14 protein-coding genes are annotated in these 16,963 nt (G+C 70.7%); 9 read left to right on the top strand and 5 right to left on the bottom strand.

Going from position 1 to position 16,963, the window contains the following annotated elements:
* Positions 1 to 469: 469 nt before the first annotated feature.
* Positions 470 to 2,746 carry a DUF262 domain-containing protein gene (locus ACFVWY_RS11510; RefSeq protein ID WP_389869961.1) on the top strand — a complete coding sequence of 759 codons (2,277 nt, stop codon included), beginning with the start codon at positions 470 to 472 and terminating at the stop codon, positions 2,744 to 2,746.
* A 43-nt stretch (positions 2,747 to 2,789) separates the two neighbouring features.
* Here the strand turns inward: ACFVWY_RS11510 and ACFVWY_RS11505 are convergent, their stop codons facing one another.
* Positions 2,790 to 3,719 (bottom strand): LysR family transcriptional regulator, encoded by a 930-nt coding sequence (locus ACFVWY_RS11505; protein ID WP_389869958.1) that lies wholly within the window; start codon positions 3,717 to 3,719, stop codon positions 2,790 to 2,792.
* Between the two features lie 114 nt (positions 3,720 to 3,833).
* On the opposite strand from ACFVWY_RS11505, the gene ACFVWY_RS11500 reads away from it, so the two are divergent.
* The 3 genes from ACFVWY_RS11500 to ACFVWY_RS11490 all read left to right on the top strand — a co-directional run bounded on the left by ACFVWY_RS11500 (position 3,834) and on the right by ACFVWY_RS11490 (position 5,393).
* Complete coding sequence (locus tag ACFVWY_RS11500; protein ID WP_389870381.1) at positions 3,834 to 4,361, top strand: DapH/DapD/GlmU-related protein; 528 nt, start codon at positions 3,834 to 3,836, stop codon at positions 4,359 to 4,361.
* 142 nt (positions 4,362 to 4,503) lie between these two features.
* A complete protein-coding gene (locus ACFVWY_RS11495) occupies positions 4,504 to 4,833 on the top strand; it encodes a transposase (protein ID WP_389870380.1) in 330 nt (109 codons plus the stop codon).
* 155 nt (positions 4,834 to 4,988) lie between these two features.
* The gene (locus tag ACFVWY_RS11490; protein ID WP_389869956.1) at positions 4,989 to 5,393 is read left to right on the top strand and encodes an FKBP-type peptidyl-prolyl cis-trans isomerase; all 405 of its coding nucleotides are present in this window, start codon (positions 4,989 to 4,991) and stop codon (positions 5,391 to 5,393) included.
* Positions 5,394 to 5,731: 338 nt separating this feature from the next.
* On the opposite strand, the gene ACFVWY_RS11485 is transcribed toward ACFVWY_RS11490, so the two are convergent.
* Complete coding sequence (locus ACFVWY_RS11485; RefSeq protein WP_389869954.1) at positions 5,732 to 6,172, bottom strand: hypothetical protein; 441 nt, start codon at positions 6,170 to 6,172, stop codon at positions 5,732 to 5,734.
* A gap of 378 nt (positions 6,173 to 6,550) precedes the next feature.
* Entirely contained in the window at positions 6,551 to 7,534 is a 984-nt protein-coding gene (locus ACFVWY_RS11480) for a helix-turn-helix domain-containing protein (protein ID WP_389869951.1), read from the bottom strand.
* 348 nt (positions 7,535 to 7,882) lie between these two features.
* On the opposite strand from ACFVWY_RS11480, the gene ACFVWY_RS11475 reads away from it, so the two are divergent.
* Positions 7,883 to 8,785 carry a DUF6801 domain-containing protein gene (locus ACFVWY_RS11475; RefSeq protein WP_389869948.1) on the top strand — a complete coding sequence of 301 codons (903 nt, stop codon included), beginning with the start codon at positions 7,883 to 7,885 and terminating at the stop codon, positions 8,783 to 8,785.
* Positions 8,786 to 8,793: 8 nt separating this feature from the next.
* Positions 8,794 to 10,989 carry an NACHT domain-containing protein gene (locus ACFVWY_RS11470; RefSeq protein ID WP_389869946.1) on the top strand — a complete coding sequence of 732 codons (2,196 nt, stop codon included), beginning with the start codon at positions 8,794 to 8,796 and terminating at the stop codon, positions 10,987 to 10,989.
* A gap of 279 nt (positions 10,990 to 11,268) precedes the next feature.
* Here ACFVWY_RS11470 and ACFVWY_RS11465 read toward each other — a convergent pair whose 3' ends face one another.
* Positions 11,269 to 11,418 carry a CsbD family protein gene (locus tag ACFVWY_RS11465; protein ID WP_389869943.1) on the bottom strand — a complete coding sequence of 50 codons (150 nt, stop codon included), beginning with the start codon at positions 11,416 to 11,418 and terminating at the stop codon, positions 11,269 to 11,271.
* A gap of 528 nt (positions 11,419 to 11,946) precedes the next feature.
* Between ACFVWY_RS11465 and ACFVWY_RS11460 the strand changes: the two genes are divergently transcribed.
* From ACFVWY_RS11460 to ACFVWY_RS11450, 3 genes are all read left to right on the top strand, one after another.
* Entirely contained in the window at positions 11,947 to 12,531 is a 585-nt protein-coding gene (locus ACFVWY_RS11460; protein ID WP_389869940.1) for a hemerythrin domain-containing protein, read from the top strand.
* Between the two features lie 96 nt (positions 12,532 to 12,627).
* Positions 12,628 to 13,719, top strand: a complete 1,092-nt coding sequence (locus ACFVWY_RS11455; protein WP_389869937.1) for a glutamate--cysteine ligase — start codon at positions 12,628 to 12,630, stop codon at positions 13,717 to 13,719.
* Between the two features lie 200 nt (positions 13,720 to 13,919).
* The gene (locus ACFVWY_RS11450) at positions 13,920 to 14,582 is read left to right on the top strand and encodes a TetR/AcrR family transcriptional regulator (RefSeq protein ID WP_389869934.1); all 663 of its coding nucleotides are present in this window, start codon (positions 13,920 to 13,922) and stop codon (positions 14,580 to 14,582) included.
* Between the two features lie 188 nt (positions 14,583 to 14,770).
* On the opposite strand, the gene ACFVWY_RS11445 is transcribed toward ACFVWY_RS11450, so the two are convergent.
* Positions 14,771 to 16,843: a discoidin domain-containing protein gene (locus ACFVWY_RS11445; RefSeq protein ID WP_389869931.1), complete on the bottom strand. Its 2,073-nt coding sequence runs from the start codon at positions 16,841 to 16,843 to the stop codon at positions 14,771 to 14,773.
* Positions 16,844 to 16,963 lie beyond the last annotated feature (120 nt).

The following is a 16,963-nucleotide window of genomic DNA, read 5'->3' as shown; positions in this document are numbered from 1 at the left end:
GACAGACCCCCGGGACGTCACCGGGACGCCCCGCACCCCGGTCGGCGCCCCGGCGATCGGCAGCGGCGCCCCGGTCCGCTTCGCGCCATCCGCGCCCACGGCGCACGACCGGGACTGAGCCGGGACGTCGGCCGCGGCAGCGAGCTGATCGCGACGAGGGCCACAGCACGCCCCTCACGCCCACTCAAGGCACCGTTCGTCGTTTTGGTTCCGCGGTCCGGGCGAAACGTGCCGTGCGAGGGCCTCTCGGCGAATCCGCGTGACACATGGCGATGCCGTCCGGCGAGGCTCATCCTCATGGACCCCTAAAATCGGCCTAGTTGGGGTCAGGCCGCTATGCGTTCCTCGTTGCGGCGAGCGCCATCGGCCCTGCGTCGCGGCGTGTCCGCGTGGTAGAAACCTGATGCTGTTCCCGTGCTCTGACCGCTTCCGCCGACCAGTTGCCCTCGGATTTTAGGAGCCCTCGGCCGTGCCACCCACTCTGTACCGCGACACTGGATACACGCTCCGGCACCTGATCGAGAACATCGAAGGCGGCCGTATCGGGCTGCCTGACATCCAGCGCCCGTTCGTCTGGTCCGCGGCGAAGACCCGCGACCTCTTCGACTCGATGTACCGGGGCTACCCGATCGGCACGCTGATGTTCTGGGAGACCGGCGCTGAGGTGGGGACGCGGCGGATCGGAACGGAAGCCGGCGATCGCGCACCCCAGCTGTTGGTCGTTGACGGGCAGCAGCGGCTCACCGCCCTGTTCGCCGTTCTCACCGGGCGCAAGATCGTCACCAAGTCCTTCGACGAGATCAACGTGCGCATCGCGTTCCGCCCGGAGGACCAGACGTTCGAGGTCACGGACGCGGCGATCGAGCGTGACGCCCACTTCATCGCGGACATCACCGCGCTCTGGGCCCAGGGCGGTCACAAGTCCACCGTCCGGCGGTTCCTCCAGCGGCTCGAACAGGCCGGCGGGCAGCCCTTGTCGGACGCCGCCAAGGATGAGCTCGAAGAACGCATCGACAGGGTCCGGGACCTGCACGAATTCCGCTTCCAGGTGGTGGAGCTGGAGGATTCGGCCGACGAGGAGCAGGTCGCCGACATCTTCGTGCGCATCAACTCCGAAGGGGTGAAGCTCAACCAGTCCGATTTCATCCTCACCCTGATGTCCGTGCACTGGGAGAAGGGCCGCCGTCAGCTCGAAGACTTCAGCCGCGACGCGGTGATCGCGGGGCTCCCCGGTCCGAGCCCCCGGAACGCCTTTCTGGACCCCAGGCCGGATCAACTGCTGCGCGTAGCCGTCGCTGTCGCCTTCCGGCGCGCCCGGCTGCAGCATGTCTACAGCGTCCTGCGAGGAAAGGACCTCGAAACCGGAAAGGTGACCGCCGCCCGACGGCAGGAGCAGTTCGACCGGCTCGCCCAGGCACACACGAAGGTCCTGGACCTGACCAGCTGGCACGAGTTCTTCCAGTGCGTCACGGCAGCCGGCTTCCGCAGCCGCAAGATGATCACTTCCGACAACGCCCTGCTGTACAGCTACACGATCTGGCTGATCGGACGCCACGACTTCGGGCTGACGGCCGATGAGCTCCGTCCCGTGATCGGACGGTGGTTCTTCATGGCGCACACCACCGGCCGGTACTCCAACTCACCGGAGTCGCAGATGGAGTTCGACCTGGGACGGATCGGCGGTCTGCCGCCCGGTGACGGCCCGGCCTTCACCGCGGAACTCGACCGGATCATCGCGGCGAACTTCACCGGCGACTACTGGGACATCTCCCTGCCGAACCGGCTGGACACGTCCTCGTCGCGTTCGCCGGTGCTGTTCGCCTACCAGGCGGCGCTCAACATCCTCGACGCCGAAATGCTCCTCGGCGACCAGCGAATCCGTGATCTGCTGGACCCCTCGGTCAAACCCGCCAAGGCGGTCGACCGGGACAACCTCTTCCACCGCAAGACGCTCGCCAGACGGGGGATCACCGACCGGCGCCAGGTCCATGCCATCGCCAACATGGCCTACGTGACGTGGCCGGCAGATGAGCTGTCCCGCACCGACGCACCCCATGAATACTGGCCGAGAATCACGGACGCGATGGCCCCGGAGGTGCTTGAGCGGCAGGTGCGGTGGCACGCCCTCCCGGTGGGCTGGGAGCAGCTCGACTATTTCACCTTCCTGGAACGGCGGCGCCAGCTGATCGCCAAGGTCGTGCGGGAAGCGTTCGAAACCCTCACGGGGGAGCGCCCCGCGTACGTCCCGGCCACCCCCTCCGACATGATCGCCGCCGGCGAGTCCCAGGGCACCGAGTTCAAGGCCAGCGCCCGCTGGAACGTGCACACCCGGCAGGCCGACAAGTCCCTGCGGCACAACATCGTCAAGGCCGTCTGCGGCTTCCTGAACGGCGAGGGCGGAAACCTGTACATCGGCGTCGCCGACGACGGGACTGTCCTCGGCATCGAGAACGACCTCACCACTCTGGAGTCGCAGGCCAGCGTCGACGGGTACGAGCTCTTCGTACGCCAACTCCTCGACAGCAGTCTGTCGACGCCGACAGCGACCACCGTCCGCGTACGCTTCCCCGAGATTTCCGGCAACGTCGTCTGCCAGATCAGCGTTGCCGCGGCCGGCAGGCCCGTGTTCGCCAAGTCCGCCAAGGGCGGCAACGGTGCCACCGACTTCTGGGTCAGGGTCGGCAACGCCACCAAGCAACTCCACGGCGACGACCTCCTGCGCTACCAGGAGGAGCACTGGGGATGAGCGCCCGTGCGGCTGAGGTGTGTCCGTCGAATCGGCCGTCTGATCAGCGGTCTGTCCAGTCCGGTGCCCACACCTCGTCCGGGGTGCGCGGCCTTGAGGTGCGCAGATGGTCGCGCAGCGCGGTCAGTACGGGGTGCTGGTCTCCGGTGCGGGACAGCAGCGCGTGCGTGTACACCGGGGTCGGTCCGCGCAACGGGACGCGCCGCAGGTCGTGGGTCTGGGGCCACACATACCGGTCCCCGCTGCCGACGAGGGTGGCCAGCGACACCGAGTCGGCGAGCGCGTCCATCAGGGCCTCGTCACCGAAGTGGGGGCCGAGCGCGTCGATGCTCAGACCGAAGGCCCCGGACAGCGCCTGGTAGAACGCCGCCCACTCCGTGCCGGGTCTGATCCCGGGGATCCAGATGCGGTGGCCGGTCAGGTCCGCGGGCCTGACCCAGGGCGCGTCCGCCAACGGGTGGCCGGGGCCGACCAGGAGCTCCAGGGGTCCGTCCAGGAGCCGTTCGGCGCTGAGCCCGGAGGGGATCTGGTCCACCGGCAGGGCACGGAAGGACACGTCGACGGTTCCTTCGAGCACCGCCTGGGCGGCCTGGGCGGCGTTCTCGTTGCTCAGCGCGACCGTGTCCAGGCTCATCCCGGGGTGGGAGCGGTAGAACCGGTAGACGGCCTGGGCAGGAGCGATGCGCCGGTTGAGGACATCGACGCGCAAGGGCCGGCTGCCGGGGCGCACGGCCTGCTCTGCCTGCTCGACGGCAGTCAGGATCTTCTGGGCGTGCGGCAGGAAGACCTGCCCGTCCAGGCTCGGCCGGGAGCCGCGCGAGGTTCGCACCAGGAGTGTGACCCCGAGGCGCTTCTCCAGAGCCGCGATCCGCTTGGAGACCGCCTGCTGGCTGATCCCGGCCTCGTCCGCCGCTGCCTGGAACTGGCCGGTCCTGGCGATGGCCACGAACGTCCGCATCGCTTCAACATCCACACTCCCACCCTAATTTCACAACGGTTGGTTGTCGCTGGCCGGTCTCGAAGGTGTTTGATCGTGGGTTCTCCGGGGTGGTGGGATCAGCGCATGTCTACGCGCACAGACCAGATCATGTATGTCCAGAAGCCCGAGTTCGCGCGTCATGTGGAGCGGATCACGGAGGTGACCGATGCGACGTCCCGTCTGAACGTGCTCCCGTTCAGTGACAGTGGAGGTCGTGCGGAACTGCTTTCCGTTGTGTTCGGTGGCCCGCTGCCGGAGTCGGTGGTGATCTACCCGCCGTTCTTCACCGAGCACGGGCTGAACACGACGTTCGGGGAGAACGTCTTCGTCAACCAGGGATGCACCTTCATGGACAGGGGAGGCATCCGCATCGGCAACGGAGTCATGATCGCCCCGAAGGTCAGCCTCATCACGGGAGGCCATCCACTGCCCCTGGCCGAGCGCCGCGAGTACCTCTCCTTCGCCCCGATCGTCATCGAGGACGATGTCTGGATCGGGACGGCTGCCGTGATCACTCAGGGGGTGACCGTCGGCGCCGGCGCGGTGGTGGCTGCCGGTGCGGTGGTCACGAGTGATGTCCCAGCCGGCGCCGTGGCCGCGGGAGTGCCCGCCCGGGTGATCAAGACGATCGGCTGAGCCAGGCCGGGCCGCCGGCCCGGGTGCGCCGCACTTCGGCGGTCCAGTCCCGATGCCTCGTCACACTCGGCTGACCGGCTGACCGGCTGACCGGCTGACCGGCTGACCGGCTGACCGGCTGACCGGCTGACCGGCTGACCGGCTGACCGGCTGGCAGCGGGACCGCGTCAGGCCCGTGCTGCCCTCCCGTACCGGTCGTCGCGGCAGGCCGTGGGCCGGTCACCGCCACATCGCGGAGGCGGTCGCCCACCGGTACCGCACCGGTACCCCCTGGCGGGATGGCCCGGCCGGGTTCGCGACGCCCGCCGCCGCGCCCAGCTCATCGACCGGCGCAAGGCCGTTGGATCCGCTGCCGAATCCTTGCGCGACACGGCGCGGAAGCAACAGGGGGACGACCGGAACCGGCTCGCCCGGGAGCACCTGCTCTCAGGTGAACGCGCCGGACTCGCGAAGACGGGAGGTCAGGATCTGAGGAGCCGCGCCGTACCACTGGTCGGTGCGACGTGTCCGTCACCCGGGGCGCACCTTGGAGCAGGGCTTTGCCGTAGCGTGACTGCCTGCCACATGGAGGGTCCATGCGTCCGGTCGGCCCGTGCGAGGGGTTCCGGTGGCGAGGAGGGGACCGTGATGAGCGAACTGACGAAGCCCGGAGTCGAGGTACCGGAGGGTGCCCCGCCCACCGAGCTGACGATCCGGGACCTCGTGGTCGGGGATGGTCCTGAGGCGCGGCCGGGCAGGGTCGTCCAGGTTCACTATGTAGGGGTCACGTTCGCGTCCGGGAGGGAGTTCGACTCCTCCTGGGAGCGGGACCGGCCGTTCAAGTTCGCCATCGGCGGCGGCAAGGTCATCAAGGGCTGGGACCGGGGCGTGAGGGGGATGAAGGCCGGGGGCCGACGCGAGATCATCGTTCCCCCGCGTCTCGGTTACGGCAGGCAGTCACCCTCTCCGTTGATCCCGGCGGGTTCGACGCTGATCTTCGTCGTGGACCTGCTCACGGTGGTGGGCGGGCCGACCGGGCGAGGCCCGGCTTGACCGGCCCGGCCTGAACAGCGTCACCGGCGAAGACCTGGTACCTGGTCATGACCTCCCGGACAGACCGGACAGACCGGATGTCCGCGACGGCCGGATACACCTCGGCGCTCACCCGCCCCGAGGGGAAGTCCGCCGACGATACGGCCGAGGCCGACGCCCTTGTTGTACGGGGCGTCAGCCTCGGAGAGCACCCACCGCGTCTTCGGTCCGGGCTGCGGCGAGCGGCGGCATCGGCCCGTGGCCGGGCGCAGGCGAGCGGTGTGAGGGCTGCTCGTGGCAGGACAGGTCGGCATGGGCCGACCTGTCCTGCCGGCGTGCGTGTGCGTCGGCGCGTGCGGTCAGCGGCGGCCGGCGGCCAGGACGACGAGGAACTGGCCACCGCCCGGCTCGATGCCGGCGGTCACCGGCAGCCCGGGTACCAGCCGGGAGAACCGGTCCACCAGCCAGTCCGCCGCCGCCTGGGCGTCCCGCTCGGTCGGACAACGGCCCACCATCTCGCGTCCCCCCTTGCGCTCCAGTCTCCCGGCGACGGTGATCAGCGGCGCGGGTTCGACCACGTACAGGTGGTCCGGCCACTCGATGACCGCCTTGACCGCGCCCTTGCGGGTGTTGCATCCGCGGTGCGCGAGCCGTTCGGCGACCTTTGCCTTCCGGTCGGCAGTCCGGCTGTCGACGCTGGGCCCCCGCGGGTCGTTCACCGACTCGTCGGGGTCGACCGCTTCGTCACACACCCAGCACCGCCAGCCGTCGCGCTCGGCCACATCATCAAGGAGACTCATCCGAGCAAACTAGCCTGCCCGGCCGCCACCCCGCGCACCAGGGCCCCGGCGAGGTCAACACCGGTCAGCAACGCTGCCACGTGCGGGTGCCGTTCCTCAGGCAGGGCTTTGCCCGCCGTCCCTGCGGGCGCGGCTTCCGGCCGCACCGGATGAGGCGCCGTCCGGATCGATGACGGCCACGGGGCCGCTCCTGGCCGTGCCGCCACGTCTGCGCACGAGGGGCGCACGGACGGCGAGCGCGGTGCGCGGCCGGTTCGTCGGAGGCACCCGGTGCGCGGGCCCTCCGGCTGTCCGTAAAGCGAGGGGGCACCATGACGTGCCGTGCGCCCGGTGGCCCGTGGATGTCGCCACGCGGGCCGGAAGTCCGCCGGACTGTGGTCAGCTCCGATGCGCGTCACCGGCGGACGGGGTTCCCGCCTGACGCATGTCGCGCGGGCACACCCCGAAGCGTTGCCGGAATGCCGTGCTGAGTGCGCTGGAGGAGGAGAATCCCGACGCGTAGGCCAGCTCGGTGATGGTCATGTGCCGGTACGCGGGCGTCCGCAGCCGGTCCCGCACCAGGCGCAGCCGCTCCTCGCGGATCAGCGCGCGGGGTGTCGTCCCGGCCTGTTGCAGGGCCAGCTGCACCTGGCGCAGCGACCAGCCCAGGGCCCGCGCCACGGCGGCGCCGGTCAGATGAGGGTCGGCGGCGTGCTCGCGGGCGTACCGGCGGACCGCGGCCTCCACCTCCGGCAGGTGGCCGGCCGGGGCGGGGCGGTCGTCCCCCGCGGCGAGCATGCACAACAGCTCCACCAGGCGTTCCGACACCGCGTCGAACTGGCCGCTGGTGAGGGCGTCGCGCTCCCTGTGCAGGCCGGTCAGCATGTCGCCCACCACCCGGCCCAGGCCCGAGCGGAGGTCGAGGCCCAGGGTGAGCGGCGACGACCGGTTCAACCGCCCGTCCACCTCCTGGGCGGGGATCGACATGATGAACGCCCGTGTGGAGGCGGACTGCAGGACCTCGAACGGTGCGCCGAAGGTGAGCAGACACCCGCTGTCCGGGAGCAGCCGCAGCTCCTGGCCGTTCTGGCGCAGCAGCAGCTCTCCGGTGACCGGCAGCAGCAAGCGGTAGTCCTCGTCCGGGCTGTTGCGTACCTGGCTCGTGGTCCGGGTGTAGGTGATCGTGTCCGACCACCACTGGACGAGCTGATAGGTGGCGGTGCGCTGGCGGATCGTCCCCGCGCGGAAGTCGTCGGTGCGTGAGTACCCGTAGCCCATCCGGCTCTGATACGACGTCACGTGCTCGCCCCAGAACTCGGCGCGTTCACGCGACGTCACGTCCCGGGTCGTGAACGAACTCACCGTGTAGGTTTCCAAGGCCATCGAAACACCTTTCACCGCGGCCTTCTCACCGTGCGCACCACCGGAGCCGGTACGCGTGCTTCTGGCACGAGGCCGCGGTAGTGCCGCAACAGTGTAGTGGATGGCAGTGTGATCCTGGCAGTGCGTCGGCGATGGCTCGATACGCACATGCGTGCGCGGAGTTCGTTGTGCTGCGCGTGGTGTCAACTTCTCTACGCGCACGCGCAATTCCGGGCGTGCGATCCAGTCCTACGGTGGGCCGTGGAACCAGGCTGTGCGCTCGGGCGGGACGCCCCCGCGCCCGTTCCGCCTGGTGGAGGAATCCGTGGGCTTCACGCGGGAGGCCCGAGTACCCGACTGAGGAACAAGATGGCGAACGTCGAACTGATCCAGAACCCGTGTGGGCGGCAGGCGGCATCCCGGTTCGTGCCGAGAGGGCCGGTGGCCCGTGCGGCCTGGGGCCTTGTGGTGACCGCGGGGGTCATGGGCACGGGCGTGGGGGTCTTCGGAGCCGTACCCGCGGCCGCGGAGCCTGTGTCGCGCACACTGCGGTACACCTGCTCGGTTCCGATGGCCGACGAGCGGCGCGGCACCGTGGAGATCGACTCCGACGTCCCGAAGTCGGCGGCGGTCGGCAAGCCCACACCGAAGTTCGCCATTCACGCGGTGGTGTCGGTTGGCGAGGCTGACGCGCGGGCGCTGCGGAAGGCGGGCATCAAGACCATCACGGGCACGGTGGACGCGAAGGCGCATGTGACGGCGCCGGGCGTCGAGACCGACCTCGGCGTGCCGTTCCAGGTGGCCAGGACCAGCGTTCCGGCGTCCGGCCCGTTCCGGGTCGAGGCGACCGGTGTCGCACCGACGCGCACCTTCACCCGGCCGGGCGGGGCGAGAATCACCGTCGGCGACCTCACCGCGCACGTCACCGCGAGCGGCGGCATCGTGACCGTCAAGCTCGACCTGCCGTGCGGGCTGGATCCCGGGCAGAACAACGTCGTGGCGTCGTTCGACGTCGCCGGGGCGGGAACGACGACCGGTCCGGCGCCGTCCGGAGCGGCTGACACCGCCACCCCGGGCACTTCCGGGTCACGGAACCCGGGCGACGGCGCGGGGACCAGTACGGCGCCGGAAGGCCCGGCCGACCCCTCCGGCGCCATGGCCGAGACCGGCAGCCGGGGCACCAGGATTCTGGTGCCGCTGGCCGTGGGATCCGCCCTCCTGGGCACCCTCGCCGTGGCCGCCGCCTTCCGCTTCCGCTCGCGCGGCAGGTGACCAGGGGGATGACCGGCACCGTACGCCCCATGCGGTGGGGCTGGTCGGTGCTGACGGTGGCGGCGCTGGCGGTCTCGCTCGCCATGGCCGTCCGGGCGGGAACCGGGGAGGTGGACCCAGGCGGGCTGGTGGTCGGACTGGTCGGCCTGATGCTGACGGTGGCGGGCCTGGACCAGGCCAGGTCCTCCCAGGCCCGGGAGGACACCGATGTCGCCCAGCTCGCCGACCGCCTCGCCTTCGACATCAGGAAGCGCGAGGAGGAAGCCCGCCAGAGACTTCTCGGCGGCAGCGATCGCACCATCAACATCGAGTTCGTCCACGTGCCCTCCCGCACCCACCGGGCCGCGGACACGGCACCCCACGGCACCTTGGAGGAGGTCGCCGCCTACTACGGCGCTCTGGGGTCCGGCCGGCTCGTCATCACCGGCGCGCCCGGAGCCGGGAAGACGGTGCTCGCCCTCCACCTCATGCTGCTTCTGCTCGCCGACCGGGCGCCGGGCGGCCCCGTTCCCCTGCGGCTCTCGTTGTCCACCTTCGACCCCGGCCCGGCCGGACTCGACGACTGGCTGGCCGACCAGCTCGCCCGTGTGCACCGGCTACGCCCCGCCGCGGCGGCCGCCCTCGTCAGAGCCCGTCTGGTCCTTCCGGTGCTCGACGGCCTCGACGAGATGGACGCCAGGGACGATCCGGGGCTCGGCTCCCGTGCCGCGGCTGCCCTGGACGCCATGAACAGGTACCTCCACGGCACCGTCAAGGGCCAGCTCGTCCTCACCTGCCGCAGCGCCCCGTACGCCGCTCTCGAACGCGTGGGCCTGTGGGCACGGGACGCCTCCCGTATCGACATCGCCCCCGTCGGCCCGGCCGCGGCCGAGGCGTTCGTCACCGACCGGGCTATCGACCCGGACCGCTGGGCACCCGTTCTGGAGGTGCTCCGCGCCGCCCCGGACAGCCCGCTGGCCCGGGGCCTGTCCACCCCCTGGCGGCTGACCCTGGCACTCGCCGTCCACGACGAGCGCGACCCCGAGCACGGCTGGGTCCGTGACCCCGCGGAGCTCCGTCAACGCGGCCTGCGGACCCCCGAACAGATCCGGGATCACCTGCTGGACCTGTACATCCGAGGCGCCTCCCCGGCGGACGACGACGCCGCGCCCTACACACGGCAGCAGGTGTGCGGCTGGCTGACGGTCCTGGCCCGTCACCTGCGTACCAACACCGGTGCCCGCGAGGTGGCGGGACGCCGTCTGTCGAACACCGACCTCGTGCTCCACGAACTGTGGCCGCTCACCGGCCGCCGCCGCGCCCGCACCGTCCAGGTCCTGCTGACCATCGCGGTGTGGGCCGTCGCCGACCTGCCCGCGGGGCTGCTCGACGCGTGGAGCGTGTACGTGACGAACGTGACGCTCCTGGCGGCGGGCAGCCTCCTCGTGGGGATCCCTCCCTGGCCGATCCCGTCCCGGCTGGAACGCATCACGGTCGGAACCCGTGTCGGACGACGCCAGCTCGTGAACGGGCTCGTGGGCGGCCTGTTCTGGGGAGGGCTCGTCGTCGTGCTCGACATCGGGAACGTCGTCGGCCTGGTGATCGCCCTCGTGTACGGAGCGGTGGTGGGACTCGTCGGCGGGGCGACGGTCGGGGCCGGACTGGCGGGTGTGCTCTCGGACGCGCCCGAGATCCGCAGGCCGCACGGGCTCGCGTCGCCGCGCCGCATGGTGCGGGACGACCTGGTGACCGGGCTCGTGACGGGCCTCGTGGTCGGGCTCGGGTTCGTCCCCTTCTACTGGTTCGCCCTGAGCCCCGTCCTCGCGTTCGGGGCGGTGTTCATCTACCTGGCCCTGTTCGGCCTCGGTGGCGGGCGGGTGCTCGCGCTGGTCTACAACCGTCTGTTCAGATGCGGCCGCCGGGGCGCGTTCGACGCGCTGTTCAGGCCCTGGCGCGCGTTCGGACCCCTGTTCAAGACGGGCGCGGGACCGGCCCTCGGAGCGGCTGGGGTCCGTTACGTGGCTCTCCTGCTCTGCACCCGCCGCTGGTGGTCCGACCAGCCACTGCCCTGGCGCCTCGGCCGCTTCCTCGACTGGTGCTGCGACGCGGGTCTGATGCGCACCGCCGGGATCGGCTACCAGTTCCGCCACCGCGAGCTCCAGGACTTCCTCGCCCGAGGCGGCATCCGCCACGAACCGCCGGACGGCGGTCCCGCGCCCGCGTGAGACCACAGGGGGGTTCCGCGCCCGCGTGAGACCACAGGGGCGCGGTCCGGGGCCCGCTGCGTTCCTGCACCGGGGGCGGTGTGCTTCCCGTCGGTTCGCGCTCGCGGCATGCCGCGTGGCACGCGCTCGCCGTGTGTGACCCTGCCGGACGCGGGGGTGCGGTGTGCACCCGGTTCCTCCGCGTCCGGCAGCGCACGTCGCGCGTACCACCCGATGCGGTCACGGACCGGGCCGCCGCTGGAGCTGCCGGGCGGCCTGAGTGACCGGGGCGAGGGCCGGTCAGCCGTTGCCCTCGTTCATCTTCTTCTTGATCTCGCCCTTGGCCTGCTGCATCTTGCCCTCGGCCTGCTGCCGGCGGTCGCCGGTCAGCTTGCCCATGGTTTCCTTCGCCTTGCCCTTGATCTTGTCCTTGCCGCTTCCGTGGGTCATCGCGAAACCTCCGATGGGTGATGTTCAGCCCCTTTCCAACGTAGTTCGTCCCCGGCAGACGGGCGCGGTGAATGCCGTCGGCGCCTTCGTCCGGGCCCGTGTCCCGTTGGTGTTCCGCGCGGCGATTTCCTTCGCGCGCTGCTGTGAGGCGCCCCGCTTCACGTCGTCCTCGACGTGTGCGTACGGGCTTCGGCGCCCCTGGTCCGGTGCGGGCGGCACGGGCAATTCCGCGTGCGGGGGCGTGGCCGAGGACCACACGGGCGTGCACGTGTGGTCCTCGGCCGACGCGCGAAGCCAGCCCGCCAGCCCGCTGCACGAGCGGCGCGCGGAACGTGAGGAGTGCGCACGGGACCGCGCCGCCCCTCAGAGGTACGGGCGGGCGGCTTCCCCCGCTCGGGCCCTCATCGGTGCGCTCCGCCGGGGAGGTGACCGCCCGGTCGTTCCCGCGTGTGGAGAGCGGGTTTTGTCCTGCGGGGCCTGTTGTCTGTACGAGCCCTCCTTCCAAGAGGCGAACGCAAGGAGGGTGCCGTGACGGAACCTGTCGGCGATGTGATCGCGGAGCTCGTGGCCGACCACCGTGAGCTGGAGGCGCTGTTCCGGGAGGTCGAGCTCCAGCCGGTCGATGCTCCTCGGCGGCGGGAACTCGCGGACCGGCTGACCGCGGAACTGGTACGGCACACGGCGTCCGAGGAACGGCACCTGCACCCGGCGATGCGTGAGCACGTGCCGCACGGACCGGCCCTGGCCGACAAGGAGGCCGCCGACCACGCCAGGAGCGAGCAGCTGCTCAAGCACCTCGAAGGCCTGAGCGCCGACGATCCGGACTTCAACGACACCGTCGCGAAGCTGAAGTTCGCGGTCGCGGCCCCTGTGCGCGAGGCGGAGCACGACCTCTTCCCCGCACTCACGACCGCGCTCCCGCCCGAGAAGCTCGAAGCACTCGGCCGGATGGTGCGCCGGGACCGGGAGACAGCCTCGCCTCCGCGCTCCCGGCCGCCCCGCCCTCCGGCCAGCCGCCCGTCACCAGGCCGGTGTACCGCGTACGCGACCGGCGCGGCGCGGCCACGGGCGGGGCCCGGTGATCAGGTCGCCCGGCCCGAGGGCGACTCGTGAGGTGCGCGGGGGCGGCGAGCGCCCGCGGCCATGCCGCAGAACGTGGTGGCGGGGTGCTCGGGTTCAGCCGTTCGGCGTTGACACGGGGAGGAACAGATGGTGCGGACAGTCGGTGTGGAGGAGGAGCTGCTCCTCGTCGACCCCCGGTGCGGTGAGCCGCGGGCGCTTTCGGCGGCCGTGCTGGCTGTGGCGGAGCGCCGCTCGGAGGGAGACTCGCCCTTCGAGCCGGAGCTCCAGCACCAGCAGCTGGAGTTCGCCACCGCACCCCACCGTGAGATGGGCGAGATCGGGGAGGAGATCCGTCGTCTGCGGGCCGAGGCGGCGGAGAGCGCTGCCCGTGCCGGGGCGGCCGTGGTGGCGCTCGCCACGGCGCCGTTGCCGGTCAGGCCCTCGGTCGGCGAGGGGGAACGGCACAGCTGGCTGGCTGACAAGTTCGGCGAGACCGCGCAGGAGCAACTGACGTGCGGATGCCATGTCCACGTCTCCGTGGCCTCGGACGAGGAGGGGGTCGGCGTGCTGGACCGTATGCGCATCTGGTTGCCGGTCCTGCTCGCACTGAGCGCCAACTCGCCGTTCTGGCAGGGCAATGACACCGCGTACAGCAGCTACCGGAGCAGGGTGTGGGGGCGCTGGCCGTCTGCCGGGCCGGTCGAGATCTTCCGCTCCGCGGAGCGCTACCACGAACAGGTCCGGGCACTCATCGAGACGCGCGTCCTGCGGGACCGGGGCATGCTCTACTTCGACGCACGGCTCTCGCACCGGTATCCGACGGTCGAGGTCAGGGTCGCGGACGTCTGCCTGGACCCGGCCGACACCGTGCTCCTCGCCACGCTCGTGCGCGGCCTCGTCGAGACCGCGGCACGCGAGTGGCGAGCGGGCGACGAGCCGGACGGGGCGGGGGTGAGCGTGTTGCGCATGGCCGCCTGGCAGGCCGCCCGGTCAGGGCTTGAGGGACAACTGCTCCACCCCCGCACGATGCGCCCGCAGCCCGCGGCCGACGTGGTCGCGGCCTTGCTCACCCACGTCCGTGAGGCCCTGGAGGACACGGACGACTACGCCTCGGCGGAGAAGGCGCTGAAGAACGTGACGGAGCGGGGGACCGGCGCGCGGATCCAGCGGGAGCTGCTCACCCGCACCGGAAGCCTCGGGGCCGTGGTCGCCGAGTGCGTGTCCAGGACACGCGGCTGACACCCTGACCACGGCCACGCGGCAACGAACGACGAGGGAACGGATCGGCCCGGCCGTTGACGTGATGGCCATGCGCCGGGACCGGCCGGGCGAAACTCCGCGGACCACGTCGCCGCTCCAGCCGCCGATCCCCTGCGCACGGCCCGCCACCGCTTCGCGGCTGCGTGCTACGTTCGCGTCATCGGACGACCCGGGGGCGCGTGGTGACGGAAACAGGCGAACCGCGGCCGGCGGCGTCGGCCCGGCTACGGAGGCAGCCTCAGCAGGCACGCAGTCGTGCCAGGGTCGAGGCCATCCTCGCCGCGGCCGACCGGATCCTGTCCCAGGAGGGGTACGAGGCGCTGACGATGCGGCGGATCGCCGAGGGAGCGGGCACGCCGGTCGGCAGTATCTACCAGTTCTACCCGGACAAGAGCGCCGTCGTGGACGCGCTGGGCCAGCGGTACCTCGATGCCTTCAAGGCCGCCATCGACGGACTCGTCGCGCGTACCGTCGAAGGCGGACTGGCCGAACCGGTCGGCATGATGGTGGACATTTACGCCGAGATCTTCCGGTCCCAGGCGGGCGGCACGGCTCTGTGGGCCGGGCGGCACCTCAGCCCCGAACTCGCGCGGGCCGACGAGGCGAGCAACACGTACATCGCCGAGGGCCTGCAGCGCATCGTGGAGCACCTGACCGGCGGGCCCGGCGGCCACGGGGTGCAGAGGGCGACGCGGATGGTGGTGTGGGCCGCCAACGCCGTGCTGCACGAAGTGTTCAAGAGTGACGGTGCGCCGGACCTGGAAACCGTGGACGAGCTCAAGCGCATGCTGAACGCCTATTGGGCGGACCTGCACGGCCGACTGACGGCCGCGGAAGGGTGAACCGGGGCCGTCAGCCGCTTGCCGGGCCTTGTCTGCCGGGCCAGGGGTCCGGCTCATACGCGTGCGCAGACGTCGGCACCGGCGGCCGTCTGGACTCTTCGTGCCGTGCCCCCGCCGGGGCCTCAGGTGCGGCGGTCCGGGAGGGTGGACCTGGCCGGTTCCGGCGAGGTCCACCGTCACCGGTGCCGTCAGTCGCTGTAGACGCCGACCTCCTGGAGTGACAAGCCCCATTGGGTGCCGCGCTCCAGGCCGAGGACGCGTACATAACGCGCTGGCGTCCGGGCGAACCGCGCCGTGTCCAGGCCGCCGTCACCCGTGGCTGTGGACCAGGCCGTCTGCCAGTTCTTGCCGTCCTGCGACAGCTCGACGCGGTACGACGTCGCGTATGCCGCCTCCCAGTCGAGCGTGACGCGCTGGACCGGCTTCGCGGACCCGAGGTCGATCTGCAGCCACTGGTCGTCCTTCCACTCGCTGGCCCAGCGGGTGCCCTCGTCTCCGTCCACGGCCTTGCCGGGAGCGAAGCTGACGGCCGGGTTCCACCACTCGGACGTGGACGCCGACGCGGCCGCGCCCGAGGCCAGATTCACTCCGTACGTGTGCTTCTCGGCGTTGCCCCAGGTGCGCAGGTAGGACTCGGCACCCGTGAAGAGGTCGTCCACGACCTTCTGGCCGCCGACGGTGCGGATGTCCTCGATCCAGTCCGGGACCATGCCGTAGTGCGCGCCACCGGCGGTGTTGACGTCCCACGTGCGGTCGCCCGTGGTCTGCTTGTCGATCACCGAGCCGCCGTCGGTGCTGCGGAAGGGGTACTTCACCGGGTTGGGGGCGTCCGCGCCCCGCGGCGCCGGCCAGCCTCCGACGCCGTTCATGTCGGTGCCGTAGCCGTAGCCGACCTGGTACTTCTCACGCAGCGCGTCGGTACGTTCGGCCTCCGCGATGAAGCCCTCGGAGCCGCTCATGTACTGGGCGGCGAACCCGCCCAGCTTGTAGAGGCGTTCGGTCCAGCCCAGGTCCATCCAGCTGTGCGAGGAGATGACGCCCGGGTACGACTCGGACTCAAGGATCTCGAAGGCCTGGTCAGCGGCCTTGACGCTCATGTGGTCGAGCTCCAGCATCATGTGGCGCTTCATCATGCCGCGCACCGCGTACGCCCCCAGGTCGGTCAGACCGCGGGTGTTGCACTGCGCGCCCGAGGCGTACGAGGGGACGGACACGCCCTTCGGCAGCCGGCTCTCCGCCTCTGGCGCCGCCGCGTTGCCGATGGGGTTGTCGTGCTGCGGGCCGCGGCAGTTCTCCGTCTTCCAGAACGTGCCGGTCGACAGGAACTGGCCCACGTTGATCGCCGTCCCGAGGGCACCGGAGTCGTAGCGCACCCCGCACAGGGCGTTGTCGAACTTGTGGCACAGGAACATGCTGCTCACACCCAGTTCGCGCAGCTCGTCCAGGCCACGGTCGATGTCCTCCTTGCTGCACTGGGCGACGTCCAGGACCTGCTTGCAGCCGAACGGCTCGGAGGTCTCGACGCCCAGGACGACCGCCAGTTTGCCCTGTTCGACGACCTGGCGGGCCTGCGTGCTGCTGGTGACGATCCGGAACCAGCCCTTGCCCGGACCGCCGTACATCTTGTCGATGAAGGCCTGCATGTCGTACGACTTCCTGGCCTCCAGACGGATGGCGGTCATCTCGTCGCAGCCGCGGTCCTTGAAGAAGTAGACCGAGCAGATCACGCCGTTGGTGACGAGGTCGTTGACGAGCACCCGCTGTCCGCCGCGCCAGGCCCGCTCGATCCAGGCGTAGTAGTTCTGCTGGTGGGTCAGCGAGTCGTAGGCGGGCCAGTCCTTGAAGGTGGGCCACCCGTTGGGGTCGTGCTTGCCGTCGCCCCCCTTGGTGATCATGTCGAAGATGGCGAGTGAGCCGTCGGGGTAGTGCTCGGGGCAGTCCTTGAGCGCGTCGGCGACACCCTGTTCCGAGAACGGCTTGCCGCAGATCAGCCGGCCGCCGAAGCCCTCGTTGGACATGATGTGGTCGTGGGCGTCGACGAAGCCTCTGACGCGGCCCTGCGCGTCGGTGCCCTTGAAGGGCTCGCCCGTGACGTTGATCTGAGCGTCGGGCGCGGGCCGCGCGGTCGGGGACCACCATCCGGGGCCGGGCTCCGCCGCGGAGCTGGGCAACTGGCCGAGCACCATGGCCATCACGGCGAGGAGCAGTGACATCAGCGTCAGGGATCGAAGTCTGCGGCGTGGAGGTTGAGGCATGGTCATCACTCACCTTGAGTTGACATGTAACGCACAAGTTACTGGCGGGTTATCAGAATCGCGATCGTCACCGGCGGAGTCAACGGTCCGGGCCGAAGAAGATGAGAATTCCTCATGTTTGCTGGA

This window comes from Streptomyces sp. NPDC058195 (assembly GCF_042883525.1).
Taxonomy (GTDB): domain Bacteria; phylum Actinomycetota; class Actinomycetes; order Streptomycetales; family Streptomycetaceae; genus Streptomyces.
Note: the sequence above shows the minus strand (reverse complement) of the source record. Positions and strands in the feature narration are given on the sequence as shown.

Coding starts and splice junctions, on each gene's coding strand:
- ACFVWY_RS11500 (WP_389870381.1), top strand. CDS start 3,834: ATGTATGTCCAGAAGCCCGAGTTCGCGCGTCATGTGGAGCGGATCACG.
- ACFVWY_RS11490 (WP_389869956.1), top strand. CDS start 4,989: ATGAGCGAACTGACGAAGCCCGGAGTCGAGGTACCGGAGGGTGCCCCG.
- ACFVWY_RS11485 (WP_389869954.1), bottom strand. CDS start 6,172: ATGAGTCTCCTTGATGATGTGGCCGAGCGCGACGGCTGGCGGTGCTGG.
- ACFVWY_RS11480 (WP_389869951.1), bottom strand. CDS start 7,534: ATGGCCTTGGAAACCTACACGGTGAGTTCGTTCACGACCCGGGACGTG.
- ACFVWY_RS11475 (WP_389869948.1), top strand. CDS start 7,883: ATGGCGAACGTCGAACTGATCCAGAACCCGTGTGGGCGGCAGGCGGCA.
- ACFVWY_RS11470 (WP_389869946.1), top strand. CDS start 8,794: ATGACCGGCACCGTACGCCCCATGCGGTGGGGCTGGTCGGTGCTGACG.
- ACFVWY_RS11465 (WP_389869943.1), bottom strand. CDS start 11,418: ATGACCCACGGAAGCGGCAAGGACAAGATCAAGGGCAAGGCGAAGGAA.
- ACFVWY_RS11455 (WP_389869937.1), top strand. CDS start 12,628: ATGGTGCGGACAGTCGGTGTGGAGGAGGAGCTGCTCCTCGTCGACCCC.
- ACFVWY_RS11445 (WP_389869931.1), bottom strand. CDS start 16,843: ATGACCATGCCTCAACCTCCACGCCGCAGACTTCGATCCCTGACGCTG.